The sequence below is a fragment of the Vibrio sp. 2-Bac 85 genome (assembly GCF_037546705.1).
In the GTDB taxonomy this organism is placed as follows: Bacteria; Pseudomonadota; Gammaproteobacteria; order Enterobacterales; family Psychromonadaceae; genus Psychromonas.
The window spans coordinates 623,596-643,468 of sequence record NZ_JALAAB010000001.1 but is presented as its reverse complement, the minus strand read 5'-3'; the positions used below and the strand labels follow the sequence as shown (position 1 = coordinate 643,468).

The 19,873-nt window shown below is 37.5% G+C and carries 19 protein-coding genes; 14 read left to right on the top strand and 5 right to left on the bottom strand.

The annotated features are described in order from the left end of the window. Nucleotides 1-18 precede the first annotated feature (18 nt). The 3 genes from MT390_RS02780 to MT390_RS02770 form a co-directional block, all read right to left on the bottom strand. Entirely contained in the window at nt 19-1,119 is a 1,101-nt protein-coding gene (locus tag MT390_RS02780; protein ID WP_499439451.1) for a YcbX family protein, read from the bottom strand. 15 nt (nt 1,120-1,134) lie between these two features. Further along, on the bottom strand, nt 1,135-1,593 hold the full coding sequence (locus MT390_RS02775; protein ID WP_166368884.1) for a methylglyoxal synthase: 459 nt from the start codon (nt 1,591-1,593) through the stop codon (nt 1,135-1,137). Between the two features lie 166 nt (nt 1,594-1,759). Next, nucleotides 1,760-2,119 (bottom strand): DUF1422 family protein, encoded by a 360-nt coding sequence (locus MT390_RS02770; RefSeq protein ID WP_166368882.1) that lies wholly within the window; start codon nt 2,117-2,119, stop codon nt 1,760-1,762. A 217-nt stretch (nt 2,120-2,336) separates the two neighbouring features. Between MT390_RS02770 and sthA the strand changes: the two genes are divergently transcribed. Next, complete coding sequence (gene sthA / locus MT390_RS02765; RefSeq protein ID WP_299663652.1) at nt 2,337-3,767, top strand: Si-specific NAD(P)(+) transhydrogenase; 1,431 nt, start codon at nt 2,337-2,339, stop codon at nt 3,765-3,767. A 79-nt stretch (nt 3,768-3,846) separates the two neighbouring features. Here sthA and nudE read toward each other — a convergent pair whose 3' ends face one another. After that, the gene (gene nudE, locus MT390_RS02760; protein WP_166368878.1) at nt 3,847-4,398 is read right to left on the bottom strand and encodes an ADP compounds hydrolase NudE; all 552 of its coding nucleotides are present in this window, start codon (nt 4,396-4,398) and stop codon (nt 3,847-3,849) included. Nucleotides 4,399-4,514: 116 nt separating this feature from the next. Here nudE and yrfG point away from each other — a divergent pair, with 116 nt between their 5' ends. After that, a complete protein-coding gene (gene yrfG / locus MT390_RS02755) occupies nt 4,515-5,186 on the top strand; it encodes a GMP/IMP nucleotidase (RefSeq protein WP_166368876.1) in 672 nt (223 codons plus the stop codon). On the opposite strand, the gene MT390_RS02750 is transcribed toward yrfG, so the two are convergent. After that, nucleotides 5,178-7,754: a penicillin-binding protein 1A gene (locus tag MT390_RS02750; protein WP_499439506.1), complete on the bottom strand. Its 2,577-nt coding sequence runs from the start codon at nt 7,752-7,754 to the stop codon at nt 5,178-5,180. The two genes, yrfG and MT390_RS02750, sit on opposite strands and share 9 nt — an antisense overlap. Before the next feature lie 206 nt (nt 7,755-7,960). Between MT390_RS02750 and pilM the strand changes: the two genes are divergently transcribed. The 12 genes from pilM (at nt 7,961) to trpS (ending at nt 19,816) form a co-directional block, all read left to right on the top strand. Continuing rightward, on the top strand, nt 7,961-9,019 hold the full coding sequence (gene pilM / locus MT390_RS02745; protein ID WP_166368874.1) for a type IV pilus assembly protein PilM: 1,059 nt from the start codon (nt 7,961-7,963) through the stop codon (nt 9,017-9,019). Continuing rightward, the gene (locus MT390_RS02740; protein ID WP_166368872.1) at nt 9,019-9,573 is read left to right on the top strand and encodes a PilN domain-containing protein; all 555 of its coding nucleotides are present in this window, start codon (nt 9,019-9,021) and stop codon (nt 9,571-9,573) included. The genes pilM and MT390_RS02740 overlap by 1 nt, the downstream gene beginning before the upstream one ends. Beyond that, nucleotides 9,573-10,142 carry a type IV pilus inner membrane component PilO gene (locus MT390_RS02735; protein ID WP_166369017.1) on the top strand — a complete coding sequence of 190 codons (570 nt, stop codon included), beginning with the start codon at nt 9,573-9,575 and terminating at the stop codon, nt 10,140-10,142. Before MT390_RS02740 ends, MT390_RS02735 begins: the two co-directional genes overlap by 1 nt. Beyond that, nucleotides 10,142-10,660 (top strand): pilus assembly protein PilP, encoded by a 519-nt coding sequence (locus MT390_RS02730; protein WP_166368870.1) that lies wholly within the window; start codon nt 10,142-10,144, stop codon nt 10,658-10,660. The genes MT390_RS02735 and MT390_RS02730 overlap by 1 nt, the downstream gene beginning before the upstream one ends. Before the next feature lie 26 nt (nt 10,661-10,686). Then, the gene (locus tag MT390_RS02725; RefSeq protein WP_166368868.1) at nt 10,687-12,825 is read left to right on the top strand and encodes a type IV pilus secretin PilQ; all 2,139 of its coding nucleotides are present in this window, start codon (nt 10,687-10,689) and stop codon (nt 12,823-12,825) included. A gap of 153 nt (nt 12,826-12,978) precedes the next feature. Then, the gene (gene aroK / locus MT390_RS02720; RefSeq protein ID WP_166368866.1) at nt 12,979-13,494 is read left to right on the top strand and encodes a shikimate kinase AroK; all 516 of its coding nucleotides are present in this window, start codon (nt 12,979-12,981) and stop codon (nt 13,492-13,494) included. Then, nucleotides 13,494-14,564, top strand: a complete 1,071-nt coding sequence (gene aroB, locus MT390_RS02715) for a 3-dehydroquinate synthase (protein ID WP_166368864.1) — start codon at nt 13,494-13,496, stop codon at nt 14,562-14,564. Before aroK ends, aroB begins: the two co-directional genes overlap by 1 nt. A gap of 6 nt (nt 14,565-14,570) precedes the next feature. Further along, nucleotides 14,571-16,502, top strand: a complete 1,932-nt coding sequence (locus MT390_RS02710; RefSeq protein ID WP_499439450.1) for an AAA family ATPase — start codon at nt 14,571-14,573, stop codon at nt 16,500-16,502. After that, nucleotides 16,495-17,313, top strand: coding sequence for a Dam family site-specific DNA-(adenine-N6)-methyltransferase (locus MT390_RS02705; protein WP_166368860.1), 819 nt, complete (start codon nt 16,495-16,497; stop codon nt 17,311-17,313). Before MT390_RS02710 ends, MT390_RS02705 begins: the two co-directional genes overlap by 8 nt. A 124-nt stretch (nt 17,314-17,437) precedes the next feature. After that, nucleotides 17,438-18,109 (top strand): ribulose-phosphate 3-epimerase, encoded by a 672-nt coding sequence (gene rpe / locus MT390_RS02700; protein ID WP_499439448.1) that lies wholly within the window; start codon nt 17,438-17,440, stop codon nt 18,107-18,109. Nucleotides 18,110-18,121: 12 nt separating this feature from the next. Next, nucleotides 18,122-18,793 carry a phosphoglycolate phosphatase gene (locus tag MT390_RS02695; protein ID WP_499439447.1) on the top strand — a complete coding sequence of 224 codons (672 nt, stop codon included), beginning with the start codon at nt 18,122-18,124 and terminating at the stop codon, nt 18,791-18,793. Between the two features lie 21 nt (nt 18,794-18,814). After that, nucleotides 18,815-19,816, top strand: coding sequence for a tryptophan--tRNA ligase (gene trpS / locus MT390_RS02690; protein WP_166368854.1), 1,002 nt, complete (start codon nt 18,815-18,817; stop codon nt 19,814-19,816). The last annotated feature ends 57 nt before the right edge of the window (nt 19,817-19,873 follow it).

Sequence of the window (19,873 nt, the reverse complement as noted above, 5' to 3'; positions counted from 1 at the left end):
GTATTTAAGTATTTATCCTTAGTGATCAATACTAATATTTGATAAGGGTATACAGCTACAGGCTAATAAATAACCTGCTTCTATTTCTTCTTTGAATAAACCTTGGTCATTTAATACATCAACTTCCCCGGATAATAATTTTGTTTTGCAACGTCCACATTTGCCACCTCTGCACGAATAGGGAATATTAATTCCAGCCTGTTCTGCTTGATTTAATAGCAACTGCTGATTATCACCTGTGACTTCTAAGCCGGTATTTACAAAGTTTATCTGTAGTGCTTTTTTATTACTTTCTTCAGTTGCTAACATCGACTCATAAATAGGGGCTTGCTGCGAAGCTAATACTTGAACTTGATCTCCACTACGAATAATTCCTTGGTTTAAAGGAATTAAGTTTTGGCCAAAGTCGATATTACCTTGGTGGAACCTGTATTGTGATAATGTTTTAAGAGGTTGCTCAAGGTCTGCTTTGCCAGTTTTAGGATCTACATTAGTAAAAATACAGCGAGAGCAGGGTTTACTTACCTCAAACTCTACTTCTCCAATTTTAATACGGGACCAGCTATCTTCAACAAAGGCACTATCTCCCTTGATTAATATATTAGGGCGAAAATGTAATGCACTGACAGGGTTATCAAGCAGTGTATTAAGTTGCTCGACAGAGGCTTGATTAATGAGTAATAGCGGGTAACCGTCAGCAAAACCAACCTGTGTTTGCTTGTTTTTAACACAGCGTACACTGCTATCAGCAAAGTAAACAAGCTGACACGGTTGTTTCAAAAAACTTGAAAACCATTGATCATAATCGCTATGACAGTGTTGCGCTTGTACTGTATCTGCCCAAATCTCAACCGCTAATGATTGCTCCGAAAACTGCTCCTGTTGAATATAGAAACTAGGTTGATCGGGTGCGCTAACAAATAAGCCTTTTTTAGAAAATTCAATACTGATTTGCGTTAATTGAGGATGTGTTCGACCTGTAATAAACTGTCCTTGCATGTCAACTAACATGTAGCGCCGATCATTTTCTAAACCTTTTTCTTCCACTAATGCTTGCGGTAATTGAATGCCCTTAGTGGACTTGATCGGGTAGATATAAATGTCAGTTAAGCTTTGCAAGATGAACTCCAAACTTTATTGTGTGCGTCGAATTAAATATTTTTGATAGTCAGGGATACGTGTTGTATAAATTTTATCCATATAATATGAGTCAATGATAAAATCTGCGGTTGATATATTAGTTGCCATTGGAATGTTCCATACCGCCGCCAAACGTAATAATGCTTTTACATCTGGTTCGTGGGGGACTGAACTCATTGGATCCCAAAAGAAAATAAGTAAGTCAATTTTACCTTCCGCAAGCTTAGCACCTAACTGCTGATCCCCACCCATTGGTCCTGATAAAAGACATTCAATAGGTAAGCCTGTTTGTTTTGCCAACAAAGTGCCCGTCGTGCCAGTAGAGAATATATGATGTTGTTTTAATTGTTCTGCGCGTTTAGCAACCCATTTAATTAGCTGATATTTCATATCATCATGTGCAACTAAAGCTATTTGCTTTGAAGCGGGAATATTGCGGGTAGTATAATCCATTATTTGCCCTTTTAAAGAGTAACACTAATCACCCTAAAGGGTGATTTAATATCATCTAGAAAATGAGGGAATTGCGCAACACCAAATACAAGGTGTTGATCAAATCCACCATATTATTGATTTATAACCAGTTAGGTTAATTTAAAATTTACTATCAGTATTGTCCTTATGCAGGGTAATGCTTATCACCAAACATCATTTTATACATTAACCAGATAGCTAGAATTAAAGTAATAGTGATGGAGATGAAATTTGATCCTAGTTCTGGGTGTAATGCTCCAATAAAAGCTGCGTAGGAGAATAAACCAATAAAAAAGGCTGCCCATGCCGGACGAACACTGGCTTCATTATCTGCTTCACTAATATACAGCTGGTAAAAGCGGCTCGTTGCAAAGTACAGCGTAAAAAATGGAAACAGTGAAAATGTTATTTGTGAGATTGTTAAAATAGAAAAACATGCGTTAATGGACAACCCTATTAAAAAAGCATGAATTAACCATTTTACTGAGATATTACTATCTTGCATTACACTAACTCCTATCTATTAATTTAAATTTAAAACCTAAAAATAACATGAACTAACCTCTATTTCTTCTTTTTTGTAACGATGTGAGAAGTTAAAGATATTTTCATATTTATAATGTATGTTTAATACCCTTAGAGAGCACGCTTTGTTACAGGAATGTGTGACAAATACTGTTAGATTGTTAATATTACTATTATTTATCACTGAAGGTTGAGTCATGTCTACACCAAAAAATCCAAAAAAAGCACCTGTAAGTTATGATTATGATGCAATTGTTATTGGCACCGGACCAGGCGGAGAAGGCTCAGCGATGAAGCTTGCTAAAGCTGGTAAACGTGTCGCTGTGATTGAAAAATATCGTGATATAGGTGGGGGGTGTACACACTGGGGAACCATACCATCAAAAGCACTTCGCCATAGTGTTACACAGCTGATTGAGCTTAAAAACAACGCCTTATTTACAAATAATTATCCTCAAAAACAGTCATTTACTTTTGCTGATGTATTACGCCATACGGAACAAGTGATCAGTAAACAAGTTAAAATGCGCAGTAGTTTCTATAATCGTAATAATTGCACTTTACATTTTGGTGAAGCATCTTTTATTGATAATCATTCGATTCGAATTAAAAGTGCAGATGGCTCCCTAGAAACGATCACAGCACAAGATATTATTATCGCGACTGGATCTCGACCATATCATCCTGTTGATATCGACTTTAATTCTCCGAATGTTTATGACAGTGACACAATTCTTTCTCTAGATTATCAACCACAACATATTGTCATTTATGGCGCAGGTGTTATTGGCTGTGAATATGCTTCTATTTTTAGAGGGTTGGGTGTTAAAACTGACTTGGTTAACACTCGGGATAGGTTGTTATCGTTTTTAGATGCTGAAATGTCAGATGCATTGTCTTATCACTTCAGAAACTCTGGCATGATTTTACGTCATGATGAGGAATACCAAAAAGTTGAACATTCTTCAGAAGGGGTCGTTATTCATTTTAAATCAGGTAAAAAAATGAAGGCAGACTGCTTACTCTATGCAAATGGGCGTACAGGTAATACTGACCTATTAAACTTAGAAGCAATTGGTTTAAAACCAGATGGTCGTGGGCAACTAGCTATTAATGAAAACTATCAAACATCTGTGGATAATATTTATGCTGTAGGTGATGTTATTGGTTACCCTAGTTTAGCCAGTGCAGCTTATGATCAAGGTCGAATAGCGGCTAATTTAATTATTACCCGTGAAGGAAAAAGAAAACTGATCAAAGATATTCCTACTGGTATTTATACTATTCCTGAAATCAGTTCAGTGGGTAAAACAGAACAAATTTTGACGCAACAAAAAGTGCCTTATGAAGTAGGGCGCGCACAATTCAAAGATTTAGCCCGCTCTCAGATTCTTGGGTCAGATGTGGGTAGTTTGAAGATCCTATTTCATCGCGATACTAAAGAAATATTAGGTATTCATTGTTTTGGTGAGCGAGCTGCAGAGATTATTCATATCGGTCAAGCTATTATGGAGCAAGAAGGCCCTGGCAATACGATTGAATATTTTGCTAATACGACGTTCAATTATCCAACCATGGCTGAAGCGTATCGAGTTGCAGCATTAAACGGTTTGAATCGATTGTTTTAAAAGGGAATGAAAAGCGTGAGTAGTTATATTTTACTACTCACGAATTAGTACTTTTTTGAAACTATATATGGTGATTAAGTCAACGATGGTTTTTCATCACTAGCAATAACGCACTAATGCTACGCGCTTCTTGAAAATCATCCCGTGCTAATAATTCATCTGCTTTGGCGATTGGCCATTTTATCACTTCTAAAGGCTCAGGCTCATCACCAGGTAAACTTTCAGGATATAAATTTTCAGCCATAAATAAAGTCATCGTACTACTAAAGTAGCTAGGAGCCATCACTACTTTTTTCAATGCAGTGAAATTTTTAGCCCCAAAGCCGACCTCTTCTTTTAATTCTCTATTCGCAGCTTCTAGATCGCTTTCGCCTGGGTCAATCAAGCCTTTTGGGAAACCTAGCTCGTAGCTATGTGTTCCAGCCGCATATTCTCGTATTAACAGCAAGGTATCTTTATCATAAAAAGGCACCACTAATACGGCTCCTTGATTACCTCCCTTCATACGTTCGAACTCACGCTGTTCACCATTACTAAATTTAAGCTGTAATGTTTCTATCTTGAAAAATCGACTACAAGCGACAACACTTTTATGTAATATTTCAGGTAAGGTTGGTAAAGAATTGCTCATAGAGACCCCATGACTATCATTAGTTAATATAAATGTTATCTTACAATGCTTATCTTATTTACGATACTGTATTCATTTAATCTATTTTACTTTGAGTACACTGCATTAGGAATAATATGTTTTTAGAGAAAGATGTAGATTTAGTCTTACTAGATATGGATGGTACATTATTAGATTTACATTATGACTCTCACTTTTGGCTAGAGTTTGTACCCAGCCAATATGCATTATTGCATCGTTTATCTATTGAACAAGCCACTACTTATGTTTTTGACCAATACAAAGCCGTGTGGGGAACGTTATCTTGGTACAGCTATGATTATTGGACTGAAACCTTAGGCTTGGATATCCATCATTTACAACATGCTAATAAGCATAAGATTCAATGGCGAGAAGATACGCTTTGGTTTTTGAAAAAGTTAAAAAAATTAGGTAAGAAAATTGTTATCTTAACCAATGCTCATCCAAGTGGTATTGCGCTGAAAGATCAACAAACGCAACTGTTATCTCATGTTGACCTCGCTATTTCTAGCCATGAAATCGGCCATGAAAAAGAAAGTGCATTTTTTTGGGAAGCAGTAAAGAAGCAACTCAATACAGACTTTTCTCGCTCCATTTTTATTGATGATAGCGAGAAAATTTTAGTTGCTGCTCAGTCTGCTGGTGTTGAATATCTAGTCGGTATTAACAAACCGGATAGTGAAAAGCCCGCACAAGCGATGCAAAGCTTTTCAACTATTACTGAATTTCAGGAGTTTTTTCAACCTCACTATCAGCTATTAAAATAGCTCTTCATCATATCCTTCTGTTGAAGAGTCACTACTTTGATTGTAATTACTTTGCTCAGGTGCATAGTAAATAGGCACTGTGCCTGATTTAAAGTATTCAATCAGTGTTGTGTGATCAGTGACCGTCGATAGGAACCCTGTTGCTCTATCTATTCGCGCGTTAACAATATTATCTGGTCGTGGAGGTGAAAAAGTTGGCTCTCCTGCCATGGTTTCAACCATAAATGCATTCCAGGCTGGCAAGGCAGTGCTTGATCCATACTCACCGCCTGAAGATTGACTTTTACCTAAGTTGCTATTGTAAGCTGCACGACCTAATTCACGATTAAAGTCATCGAAACCAACCCATGAAGTGGCAACACTATTACCAACAAAACCAGAGAACCAAGCATCTTTGGAGTCATTGGTGGTACCTGTTTTGCCGCCCATATCTTGGCGCTTAACTGCTTTTCCTGCTCGTGCCCCGGTGCCATTCCAACGAGTCTTATGCGCCCAGTCGCCACCACCCCAAACTGCGGTACGCAATAGTTCACGGGTTAAAAATGCAGTAGCAGGAGAGATCGCTGAAGGTGCTATTTGTGTTTCATCGACTGCCGCAATAACACACACCTTAGCATCACCGTCTATCATTGTTTCAATCGCTAAGGGATCTGTTTTTTCTGCTTTACCTTGGTATGTTTTAATGCATTCTGGACAAACAATTTTAGGTTCTGCTTGGTATAAAACAGTGCCGTATGCATCTTCAATACGTTCAATCACATAAGGTTCAATTTTGTATCCGCCATTGGCAATGATTGCATAACCTGTAGCTAGGTCTAGCGGAGTTATCGATGCTGACCCCAGTGCAATAGAGTTACTTCTTGGCATGTCTTCTGGTTTAAAGCCAAATTTAGTGAGTTGATCAATAACTTTATCAATACCTAAGTCTTGTACTAATCGAACTGATACAACGTTTTTTGATTGTCCTAATGCTCGACGCAATCTAATGGGGCCTAAATAAATATTTGGTGAGTTTTTTGGGCGCCAAGCTTCATTTCCACTCCATTCATTAATTGGTGTATCATTTACTAACGTCGCTAAGGTGTATCCATTATCAAGGGCGGCAGAGTAAATAAATGGTTTGATATTAGAACCAACCTGACGTTTAGCCTGAAGCGCACGATTAAATTTACTTTGTGCAAAACTAAAACCGCCGACTAGTGATGTAATTGCTCCATCTTGAGGGTTTAGCGAAACAAAGGCAGCACTCACTGCAGGGTATTGTGATAGTTGTAATTGTTTCACGGAAGTCGTTTGTTTTTTGTCTTTGACTTCAATATCGACTTCTCGAGTCAAAATTTGCTCACCTACGCTGACAATGTCTTTTGCTTTTTTGGGAGGATTACCCTGTCTTGAATCGGATCTAAATGAGCGAGCCCAACTTAAACCGTCCCAATCAATGGTTGATACTTTTTCCTTATCACCTTTGATGATGACATCAATACTTTTGTCATTAACAGCAACGACTACCGCTGGTTTTAAATCAACATCGCTGGCTTCTTGTGCTAGTGCTTCCTCTATCTTTTCTGTTGTCCACGGAGTTTCATCTTCAGTCCATAACACCTTAGTTGCACCACGGTAACCATGGCGCATGTCGTAATTATGCAGGTTTTCTATGACTGCTTTATTTGCGGCTTGCTGTGTTTTTTTAGTGATCGTGGTGTATACATTGAAGCCTTCGTTATAGCTTCGCTCTTCTCCGTATAACTCAATTAATTTATTACGTGCAATTTCAGCAACGTAGTGTGCTGATAGCGTAATTTCTGCACCATGGTAGCGGCTTAAAACAACTTCATCACGTGCACTTTGATACTCTTCTTGAGTAATATAGTTTTCATCTAACATACGCAGTAAAACAATGTTGCGACGTTCCGTTGCGTTTTCAACTGAATAGATAGGGTTTAAACGTGAAGGCGCCTTGGGAAGGCCTGCTAATACAGCCATCTCAGAAAGCGTTAATTCTGAAACTGTTTTACCAAAATAAACTTGGGCAGCTGCGCCCACACCAAATGAACGATGTCCTAATGCTATCTTATTGAGATATAGCATTAAAATTTCATCTTTGGTTAATATTTGTTCTATCTGTATGGCAAGGAATATTTCACGGACTTTACGCAAAATAGTTTTTTCATTGGTTAAGAAAAAGTTTCGTGCCACTTGCTGGGTGATTGTACTCGCCCCCTGCTTTGCGCTGCCAGATAATATATAAACACTAGCTGCACGCATGATACCAATCGGATCCATACCAATATGTTGATAAAAACGACTATCTTCGGTGGCAATAAAGGCATTAACAAGTTGATCTGGTATCTCTTTACGTATTAACGGGATACGTCTTTTCTCACCAAATTGAGAGATCAGTTCACCGTCTTTGCTGAGTACTTTCATTGGTACTTGCAAAGGGATTTCTTGAATACTTGTTACATCTGGTAAATCTGCTTTTAGTTGGAAGTAGATAAATGTTATCGCAGCAACACCTATAACACCCAAGAAAATAGCTACTATGAAAAGTCGCTTTATCCATTTCATCATATTCGAATCATTCCATCTATGTTGTGAGCATGTCACTTTTTTTATTTAATATTAGATATATTGGATATGTAGTATATAGTTATAAATCATGAGTTAAAGAGGGAACTGTGACTTATTCAATTTGAACGTTATCTAATTGAGACTCAAGCTCATATTTTATTTCAATTAACTATTTTATTAGCACTTACTGCAGCAAGGAAGTTATGTTCTCTGGATTTAAAAGACTAGGTCCTAGCGGTGTCATTGGCATTGATTTTGGCTCACATTCAATCAAAGCTATCGCACTCTCTAAGGGGCAAGGAACCTATCAAATTGATGGTGCCGCAGAAGCTTCTGTCCCAAAAGGATTGATTGTTGATAACCGCTTAGAAGATATTGATAAAGTAACCTTAATCATTAAACGTTTAAGAAAATCCTTTCCTAGTAATTATAAAAATGCAGCCATTGCAGTAATGGGCGCAGATGTTATGACAAAAGTTATAACCATGAGTTCCGATTTAAATGAATTAGATTTAGAAGCGCGTATTGAATTAGAAGCAGAAACCATTATTCCTTTCCCATTAGATGAAATATTTATAGATTTTGAAATAATGGGACCTAATGAAGCGGATAGTGCTTTAAATGATATTCTGGTCAGTGCAGCTCGAAAAGAGCGTGTTTTATCACAGGCACAGTGTGTTGATGAAAGCGGCTTAACTACTACTATTGTTGATGTGGCAAGCCATGCTCTTGCTCGAGCCTCTGAATTAGTATTTACTCCTGAAGATTATAATCATGGTATTGCTGTCGTAGATATTGGTACCTCACAAATGATGTTGAGTGTTTTATACCAAGGTAATGTTATTTTTACTCGTAACAAAAATCATGGTGGTGCAGTGTGTACCCAAATGATTGCGGATCGTTATACACTTTCATTTCAGGATGCAGAAAAAGCAAAATTAGAAAATGATTTACCCGTCGATTGCCAATCTGATGTCATCGCTCCGTTTGTGAGTATGACGGTCAATCACCTTCGCTTTGATTTGCGTATGTTTACTAACTCTCCTAATAACGTTGCTATTACTAAGTTAATATTAACTGGAGGAGGTGTGTTAATGCCTGAGTTAGTGGAGCAGTTAAGAGCTGAATTAGATATTGAAGTTGAAGTTGCAGATCCTTATCTAGGTTTTGAATTCAAAAACAAGGCTGATAAAGGAGTATTAACGCAATCAGGTAGTAAGTATATGATGGCGCTAGGTTTGGCATTAAGAGGAGTTATATAGTGTCAAATATAAACTTATTACCCTGGCGTGAAGAGTACAAAAGGAAGAAAAAAATAGCCTTCTTTGTATTGCTAGGCATGTGTTGTCTAGTTACATTAAGTATATGTTATTTAGGTAAAATATATGTTGATGAGTTAATTGGTGCACAGAATTCACGTAACCAATTTTTACAAACTCAGACAATTATTTTAGATCGCCGTATTGCAGAAATACGTAACATTAAAAAAGAAAAAGCAGAATTAGTGCGACGTATTAATTTGATTCAAGAATTGGAGGAGCGTCGTAATTTGATCACGCGTTTTTTTAATACCTTGCCCGTAGTGACTCCCGCGGGTGTTTATGTTGATTCAGTGACCTTTAAAGATGGACGTATCGATGTGAAAGGTCTTACTGAGTCTAATGGTCGAGTTAGCAATATGGTCCGAAATGTTGATAATTCTGGTTGGTTAGGCGATGCATCATTGCCTTCTATTGTTAGTGGTCCTGATAAACCGATTAAGCTTTATAAGTTTGCCATGAATTTTATTGTTCTTCCTGAAAAAGGATTAAAATAATGAATATTAATGAGTTGGATTTAGAAACTATCGGCAGTTGGCCTAATCTACATAAAGCAATTACCATTTTAATCGTTTGTATTTTGTTTGTAGGTGGTTTTTATTACTATGTTATTGATGATCAATTGAAACAATTGGAGCGAGTCGAAGCAAAAGAAATTGCCCTTAAAAAAGAATTTACTGTTAAAGCGGCTATTTCTTCAAATCTTGAAGCCTATCGTGAACAAATGAAAGAGATCGAAGTGATATTAGATGGCTTAGTTAATAAACTACCAAGTAAAAAAGAACTAGCAAGCCTGTTAGACGATATTAGCTTTATTGGTTCCAATAATGGTCTTCAATTTAATAGTTTAAATTGGGGGGTTAAAAAACAATTAGAGCTTGCTGAAGAAGTGCCGATTAGTATTAAAGTGGTGGGTACTTATGAGCAACTAGGTAAATTTTCAGCGGATATTGCAGCACTTCCTCGTATTGTGATATTGGATAACTTGCGTTTAAAACATAATGATAAAAATACTCTACTGTTAGAGATAGTTGCTAAAAGCTATCGTTATAAAGAGGAGCCTTAGTGAAAAAATTATTACCTTTATTAATGAGCTTTTCTTTGTTTGCTTGTGTTGATGTACAGGTCGATGATCTAGAGGTGTTTGTTGCTGATAGCAAATCTAAAGTCTATCCGCTAAATGATGACATTCCAGTGTTGAAAAAAATTGATACGCTGACTTACACTCAGGAAGAAGCCAGAAGCCCTTTTTCTCAGCCTCAAGCAGAAGTTGCTACAGAAGTCAGAAATACACCTAAAAGTTGTCCTCAACCTAACTTTGAGCGCAAGAAAGAGGCATTAGAAATGTTCTCTCTTAGCAATATGAGAATGCGAGGGACCTTAGAGATTAATGATCAACTGTGGGCATTGGTACAAGTTTCAGGCAATGAAATACATAGAGTTAAACCTGGATATTATTTAGGATTAAATCATGGGAAAGTATTAAAAGTGACCTCCTCACAAATTGATTTATTAGAGCTAGCATCAGATAGCAGCGGTTGTTGGCAAGAACGTATTACTCAGCTTACTTTACAGTCAGAATGAATTTAATCAGGGATGAAATTTAAATCATGAAATTTAGAAATATTAAACAAACAATGCTGTCATGTATTGGACTTACATTGTTTTTGTTGTCTTCCATTGCGGCTGCCGAGCCACAACTTAATAAGCTTGATGTCAACCCGATGACTGATGGCAGGTTAGAACTAAAATTTGGGTTTAATGCGTTGATTAATAACTACGTAGATAAGCTTCATTATCGCCCAAATAAATTGGTTATTGATATTAAAAATGCGAGTTCAGTGCTTGAGAAGAATCCTGTCGCTATCAATAAAAACGGTATCAATGATGTTGAAACTAGTCGAACCTCAGGCGGCCTACGTTTAGTGATTAACCTTGAAGGATTATTACCATATCGTATTTTTCAACAGGGGAATTATTTGACGGTTCGTTTTGGTGATGCGGTACAAAAATCGATCACAACGCAATCAGAAGCAAGTATTGCTGCTGCGATTTTACAAAATACAGGTGTTCAAACCTCGCAAAATACTGTCACTAAATCTGCTAAAGAAAAGTCAGCCACAGTAGCAGTTGAGAAACCTAAGGGTTATGTTAACACTATTTCAGATATCGATTTTAAACGTGGTTCAGAAGGTCAAGGTAAACTGTTTGTTTATTTAGATAACTCAAGTGTTGCTGTGGATATTAGACGCCGTGATCAACAGTTAATTGCAGAGTTTCAAAGTACTTATATTCCTAACGAATTATTATACATAATGGATGTGGTTGATTTCTCTACAATCGTAGAGAAGGTCGAAACCTTCAGAGAAGACGGTAAAACACGGTTTGTTTTTAATATCAAAGACGAGTACAACTACCGCTACGATCAGTTAGATACATTATTTATGATTGAAGTATCTGAAAAACCAAAAGATAAAAAAGAAACCGTTTACGAAGGAAAAGCTATTTCGCTTAACTTCCAAGATATTCCTGTACGTACAGTATTACAGTTGATTGCTGACTTTAATGGTCTTAACTTAGTGATCACGGACTCTGTAAGCGGCAATATCACATTACGTCTTGATGACGTTCCTTGGGAGCAAGCTTTAGACATCATCTTAAAAGTAAGAGGTTTAGGTAAACGCATGGACGGTAACGTGCTGATGATCGCACCTGCCACTGAATTAGCCGCTAAAGAGCGTGAACAACTAGAAACTAATAAACAAGTAGAAGATTTAGCTCCTTTATATTCAGAATTTATTCAAATTAATTATGCAAAAGCAGCAGATATCGCAGCTATGTTATCAGGTAATAGTGCAAGCCTGCTTTCTGAACGTGGTAATGTCAGTATTGATGCACGTACCAATACGTTATTAATTAAAGATACTGCATCCGTGATTGATTCAGTCAAAGAAATGGTTGAAGTATTGGATATTGCTGTGCGCCAAGTTGTTATCGAAGCGCGCATGGTCACCGTGAGTGATTCCGTAGGTGAAGATTTAGGTATTCAATGGGGAGTTTCAGGCAATGCAACGGATCCTTCATCTAGTACTACGCTATCTACTTCAGGAACTATTGCTGGTATTGAAGGAGGCACAACGGGTGATGTTAATGATCGTTTAAACGTTAATCTGCCTTCAGCATCGGTTGCCGGTTCTATTGCGTTTCAAGTCGCTAGGTTTGCAAATGGCGATATTTTGGATTTAGAGCTATCAGCATTAGAGCAAGAAAATAAAGCGGAAATCATTGCTAGTCCACGTATTACCACGTTAAATCAACAAACGGCTTATATTGAACAGGGTACCGAAGTGCCTTATGTGGAATCATCGTCGTCAGGCGCTACCTCGGTGAGCTTCAAAAAAGCGGTACTCAGCTTAGAAGTGACGCCACAAATTACACCCGATAATAAACTCATCTTGGATTTGGTGATCACTCAAGACTCTGTTGGGGACACTATCTCTACGGGTACAGGTGAAGTCGTTTCAATCAACACACAAGAAATTGCAACTCAGGTATTAGTTGATAATGGGGAAACCTTAGTATTGGGCGGTATTTACCAGCAAGAAGTTACATCTTCGACTAAGAAAGTACCTTTTTTAGGAGATATTCCTTACTTAGGTTATTTCTTTAGAAGCACTAGCCAGGATAATAAGAAAGCTGAGTTATTAATTTTTGTTACACCGCGTATTGTCATGCAAACAAAATATTAATTAGATACCGATATTTACTATCAGCCTGAGGTTTATCTTCAGGCTTATTTTTTTATGGCTTGCAATACCTTATTAACAATTGCGATAATAAGGCACTTCTCTTTAATTTTTAAGGGGCTTCCCAGTAATCAACCACTTGAGTAAACATTCAACATGGCAGAACAGCGTAATATATTTCTAATTGGCCCAATGGGGGCTGGTAAAAGCACAATTGGCCGTCAACTAGCACAAATGCTGCACTTAGACTTTCTTGATTCAGATAGTGAAATTGAACGTAAAACCGGCGCAGATATTGCCTGGGTATTTGACGTGGAAGGTGAAGAAGGTTTTAGAAACCGCGAGCAAGAAATGTTAGATGAACTAACTAAAAAGCATGGCATTGTTTTAGCGACAGGCGGTGGAGCGGTTATTCGTCAAGAAAACAGAACTCACCTATCTGCTCGTGGCATTGTCGTTTATTTAAAAACAAGCGTGCAAAAACAGTTAGCAAGAACGTTAAAAGATAAACGTAGACCTCTTTTACAAACAGATGATCCTCAATCAGTACTGGAAACATTGGCAGAAAATCGCAACACACTGTATGAAGAAGCTGCAGATTATGTTATCGAAACTGACGAGCAAAGTGCAAAAGTTGTTGCAAGTCAAATCATCGCTTTATTGGATTTTTAATGGAAAAATTACTCGTTGATCTAGGTGATCGTAGTTACCCTATCTCTATTGGACCAGACTTATTAGCTGATACTTCATTGTTTAGTAGTGCTATTAGCGGTAAAAAGGTCATGATTGTGACTAATGATGTGGTTGCTCCGCTTTATTTAGAAGCGTGTAAAAACACATTAAAAGATTATCAAATAGATGAAGTCATTTTACCTGATGGCGAGCAATATAAAAATCTGAGCACATTTGAGACGATATTAAGTGAGCTGTTAGCAAAAAAACATGCTCGAGATACTACTATTGTTGCATTAGGTGGCGGTGTTATTGGAGATATGGCAGGTTTTGCTGCTGCATGTTATCAGCGTGGTATTGCTTTTATACAAATTCCAACCACTTTGTTATCACAAGTTGATTCATCTGTGGGCGGTAAAACAGCTGTTAATCATCCTCTAGGTAAAAACATGATTGGGGCTTTCTATCAACCACAAGCTGTTGTCATTGATATTGAATGTTTAAAAACACTACCTGCACGTGAGTTTGCGGCGGGCATGGCCGAAGTGATTAAATATGGCATTATTTACGATCAAGACTTCTTTATTTGGTTAGAAAACAATATTGAAGCGATTAAGTCACTTGATGCAACAGCCATCACTTATATGATTAAACGTTGTTGTGCGATTAAAGCAGAAGTAGTGGCCTTAGATGAAAAAGAACACGGTATACGAGCGCTATTAAATCTTGGCCATACTTTTGGTCATGCCATTGAAGCTGAGCAAGGTTATGGCAACTGGTTACATGGTGAAGCTGTTGCTGTGGGAATGGTGTTAGCTGCGGAAACTTCTTATGTTTTAGGCTTAATCGAACATACAGAAGTAGAGCAAATCATTGATCTTATTGAAGCCTTTGATTTACCATTAGCCGCACCACCTGAAATGCAATACCAACATTTTGCAGAGCATATGCAACTGGATAAAAAAGTCCTTAACGGGCAATTACGTTTAGTTCTGCCGACATCAATCGGTACTAGTGCATTATTTGATAATGTGAGTGATGTTGTTCTTCGTGACGTTATAGAATCATAATCAATCATGGTCGAAAGGACATTAATTTCGCTCCCTTCTCAGTTGCAGCTGATAGAAAGGCTGCAACATCTGATTTACTTATCTTCTTCTCTTATCTTTGTGTCTGGCGAAGCTGGCGCCGGGAAAAGCACACTGACAGAAAACTTATCCAATACATTACCTACTGATTTAAAACAGGTTTATGTTTCATTGGTTAATGAGCCAACAGCTGCTAAATTGCGTCAGCAAATAATTTCTCAATTATTTGATAAAGCATTATTCAATGCAGAAGATAAGTTGTTGGATAGTATTTTACGTTTACAACAGGCTGAAAACCGGTCCCTTAATAGACTCATTATTATTGATAATGCAGATCATTTACCTACTGACTTTATCGCCGAATTATGCGAGCTATTTTCAGATAACAGCCTTGCCCAAGACAATACACTTAATGTCCTGTTACTTACTGAACAAGCAGCTACAGAGCAGTATTTAGACTATATAGATACACATCTAGCCAGTCGAACCAAAGACTTTTTAAACCACGTTGAATTAACGCTGCCAGTGCTTAACACACAGGAGGCGAATGCATTATTACAACATAACTTTCAACAAGTCGACTACCATGCAAAACTTCAACATCAAGACGCACTAAATCAACAACTTAGGTTATGTAATGGCAATCCACAAAAAATAATTAAACTAGCTGATGATTTAAGCCAAGGGTTGTTAAAGCCTATTACTACTTCATGGGTTCAAACACGATTACCTGCTATTGCCTTGATGCTTTTTTTAGTCGCTATTGTGAGTGCTATTGCAGTTTACTTATACCCAAAATTTATTCCCAACAAATCACTCTCGGAAGCTGAAAATGCACAGGCGCCAATTGATAGCACTTATATTGCCTTAGAAGAAATTAAGGAAGTAGAAGGAATGCCCGAAGAGCACAATAGCTCTGAAGTAAATGCTGTAGAGGATAACGAGGAAGACAGTGAAGACTCAAAAACTGCTGCTGCAGATACTCAAGCACCGCTAAATGAAGGACCAGAAAAACTAGCGGCTTCATGGGCAGATCTCGATCTTGATGTTATCGACAACCAAAGCCAGGTGGGTTTATCTGATGCAACAGAGAAGCGAGTGGTGATTTCTGGACAACAACTATTAGAATTGTCCGTTGCGATTGAAGCAAAAGATGCCGATGTAAATGAACAAGTATTGCTTGAGGATGATTCATCTACTCCTTTAACTGCTCCCTCAATTACCACTGAAACTAGCGTTGAAGCATCTACCGGTAAAGTTAATCAAACAGAGAATGAACAACAAGTTCCCTTATTGTTAAGGCTTCCGGTTGATAACGAAAATAATCTAGTTGAAAATGAAACAATTACAGATAATCTAAATGACTCCAAGGCTCTGTTAAACAGTGAGCAAACTGCAACTACGGCACAAGAAACAGTATTAGATAAACAAGATACTATTGAAACAGTTACAGACGCTAGCAGCGAAGGTTTAGTCAACGACAATGAGCTTGAGAATAAAGCACTTCCGTTAAGTATCGCAGAGCAATTACCTGTGAATATAAGTACCGCTGCAGCAGAAACCGCGGTACAACCAGTCAATAATATCAGCACAAGTGTTAAGCAAGAGAGCTTGTTTACCGACTCAGAGACTCTGTTTGCAAAGGATGCTAGTCATTACACGTTACAACTATCAGGTATGGCTTCTCGTGAATATTTAATTGAATTTCAAAACCAATATCGTTCATCGTTGGAAAATATATATATCTATCAGACAGTTCGTCAGGCGAAACCTTGGTATGTCATTATTTATGGTGATTATGACTCAGTAAAGTCTGCCCAATTAGCGGCTAAAAACTTACCCAATGCATTTAGAAACATGCCTTCTTGGGTTAAAAAATGGCAAGTAGTACACAATGATTTGCGGTTAAATAATGAATAAAAAAAATAGAGCTTTTTTAAAGTGGGCTGGTGGCAAATACACATTAACGGAGCAAATTAATGCTCGCTTACCTGCAGCAAAGCGCCTAATTGAGCCTTTTGTTGGTGCAGGTTCTGTGTTTTTAAACAGTGATTATGATGAGTATATACTCAATGATATCAATCCTGATCTCATTGAAATGTATAAGATTATTAAGCGTAAACCTAAGCAGTTTATTCGTGATGCAAAAGTCTATTTTCAGCCTGAATATAATCAAGAGGCTGTGTATTATGAATTACGAAATAAATTTAATTGCAGTCAGGATGTATATCTACGTTCATTATTATTCTTATACATGAATCGTCATGGTTACAATGGCTTATGCCGTTATAATAAAAGCGGTGGTTTTAATGTACCTTTTGGACGTTATAAACAACCTTATTTTCCAGAGGCGGAGTTATTATTTTTTTCTGAAAAAGCAAAAAAAGCTACGTTTACCTGTAAACCCTACCAAAAACTCTTTTTGTATTTACGTGATAGCGACGTGCTGTACTGTGATCCTCCCTATGTACCTTTAAGTAAAAGTGCCTCTTTTACTAGTTATGCAACGCAAGGTTTTAGCTTAGATGATCAAGCTCAACTAGCAAAATTGGCGCGGGAAAGTAAAGCGGCAGTATTATTGAGTAATCATGATACGACGTTAACGCAAGAGTTATACAGAGAGGCTGATTGTGACAAAATTTTTGTATCGCGAACGATCAGTAGTAAGTCTACAGATCGTAAACCTGTTGCAGAGTTATTTGCCTTTTTCCCCGCTAAAAATGGATCCTAGGGACAAACTTCAAAAATAACTTATTTAGTCGCCACATAGCAAATAAAAATTAGTGTGTTAGAGCCGCCTTAGGTAGAATAATGCACTCATTATTTAGCTCATTTCTATTTAGGGAAGCACTACCATGACTGATTATTTAATTGCACCTTCAATTTTATCTGCAGACTTTGCGCGTTTAGGTGATGACGTTCAAAAAGTACTTGATGATGGTGCAGATGTTGTGCATTTTGACGTAATGGACAACCATTACGTACCCAACTTAACGATCGGTCCAATGGTATGTAAAGCATTACGTGATTTTGGGATCACAGCACCTATCGATGTTCATCTAATGGTTGAACCAGTAGACAGTATGATTGTTCAGTTTGCTGAAGCGGGTGCCTCTATTATCACTTTCCATCCTGAAGCATCAAAACATGTGGATCGCTCATTACAACTTATCAAATCTTACGGTTGTAAAGCTGGGTTAGTATTAAACCCTGCAACCTCTTTAGAAGAATTAACACATGTTATGGATAAATTAGACGTAGTGTTATTAATGTCTGTAAACCCTGGTTTTGGCGGACAATCATTTATTCCCCATACACTTGAAAAATTACGTCAAGTACGAAAATTGATCGATCAAAGTGGACGCGATATTCGCTTACAAGTGGATGGTGGTGTTAAAACTGACAATATTAAAGAGATCGCAGAAGCGGGTGCTGATATGTTTGTTGCCGGTTCAGCTATTTTTAACCAATCTGATTATAAAGCTGTGATTGACGAAATGCGTGAGCAATTAGCACAAGCAAAATAGTGAAATTTTATTATGTCTCAATTAACTGATATTAAAATAATTTGCTTTGATCTTGATGGCACTCTCGTGAACAGTGTGCCAGATTTACGTTTAGCATTAAATGCAATGTTAGATGACTTAGCTTTACCTCACGTTAATGATCTATTGGTTAAAACGTGGGTTGGTGATGGCATTCCTAAAATGGTTGAGCGTAGCTTGCTGCATGTACAAGGTAAAGCAAGCTCTGAAGCTGAATTAACCCAAGCAGTGTCTATTTTTGAAGAGTATTACCAGCAATTTTTAAATACCGAATCTGGGTTATATCCTGCGGTTCGAAGCACTTTATTTTCACTCCAAGATAAAGGCTACAAAATTGCGTTAATCACTAACAAAGCGGAGCAATTTTTACCTAAATTACTGGCTTACTTTGGGATTAATCGTTGCTTTGATTTACTACTGGGTGGTGATACCTTAAGTAAAAACAAACCTGACCCAATGCAAGTAATCCATGCCTGTGAATATTTTAATGTACCATTATCTCAAGCGGTGATGGTGGGTGATTCACGTAATGATATTTTAGCTGGGCAGAATGCAAAGATAAAAACAATCGCACTAACATACGGTTATAACTATGGTGAACCCATCGCAGATATTAACCCTGATTATATTATTAATCATTTCGATGAATTATTAACATTACTATAAACGTAATGAAGGAAATTAAAGATGACTAAACCAGTTGTATTAAGTGGCTGTCAGCCTTCAGGTGGCTTAACTATTGGCAACTATATGGGCGCTCTACGTCAATGGGTTGCTATGCAAGAAACTCATGATTGCTTATTTTGCCTTGTTGATTTGCATGCTATCACTGTACGTCAAGACCCTAAAGCATTGCGTAGTGCTATCTATGATGGATTAGCAATGTACCAAGCAGTGGGCATTGATCCACAAAGAAGCACTATGTTTATTCAGTCACAAGTCCCTGAGCATGCAGAGCTTGCATGGATTTTGAATTGCTATACGCAAATGGGTGAATTGAATCGCATGACGCAATTCAAAGAAAAATCACAGCGAAATGTTAGTAATATTACTGCCGGATTATTCTCTTATCCTGTATTAATGGCTGCGGATATTCTTTTATATGGTCCACAAAGTGTACCTGTAGGCAGTGATCAAAAACAACACCTTGAGCTAGCGCGAGATATTGCTTCCCGCTTTAATAATGCCTATGGCGATACGTTTGTTGTGCCTGAACCTGCGATTCCAGAGCATGGAGCGCGCATTATGAGTTTACAAGAACCGACTAAAAAAATGTCTAAGTCCGATGATAATGAAAAGAACTTTATTGCATTATTAGAAGATCCTAAAAAGATCATGAAAAAAATAAAAAGTGCAGCAACAGACTCAGATGAAAAAGCACGTATCTATTTCGATACAGTTGAAAAACCTGGCGTGTCTAACCTACTGACCTTACTGTCATGTTCTACGGGTAAAAGTATAGAAAGCTTGATCCCGGAGTATGAAGATAAAATGTATGGGCATTTAAAATCTGATACCGCGGATGCTGTTGTGACATTACTTGAGCCAATTCAATCACGTTTTAAAGCATTACGTGCAGATGAACAGGCATTACAAGCAATGGCAAGAGTAGGCGCTGAAAAAGCACGTCAACGTGCCGCAGAAACACTTGCAAAAGTTTATGACAAAGTGGGTTTCTTACCAAAATAAGTGACTAATGCTTATATCTTGAATGCTAATAGTTATAAAAGGCTGATTTAAAAATCA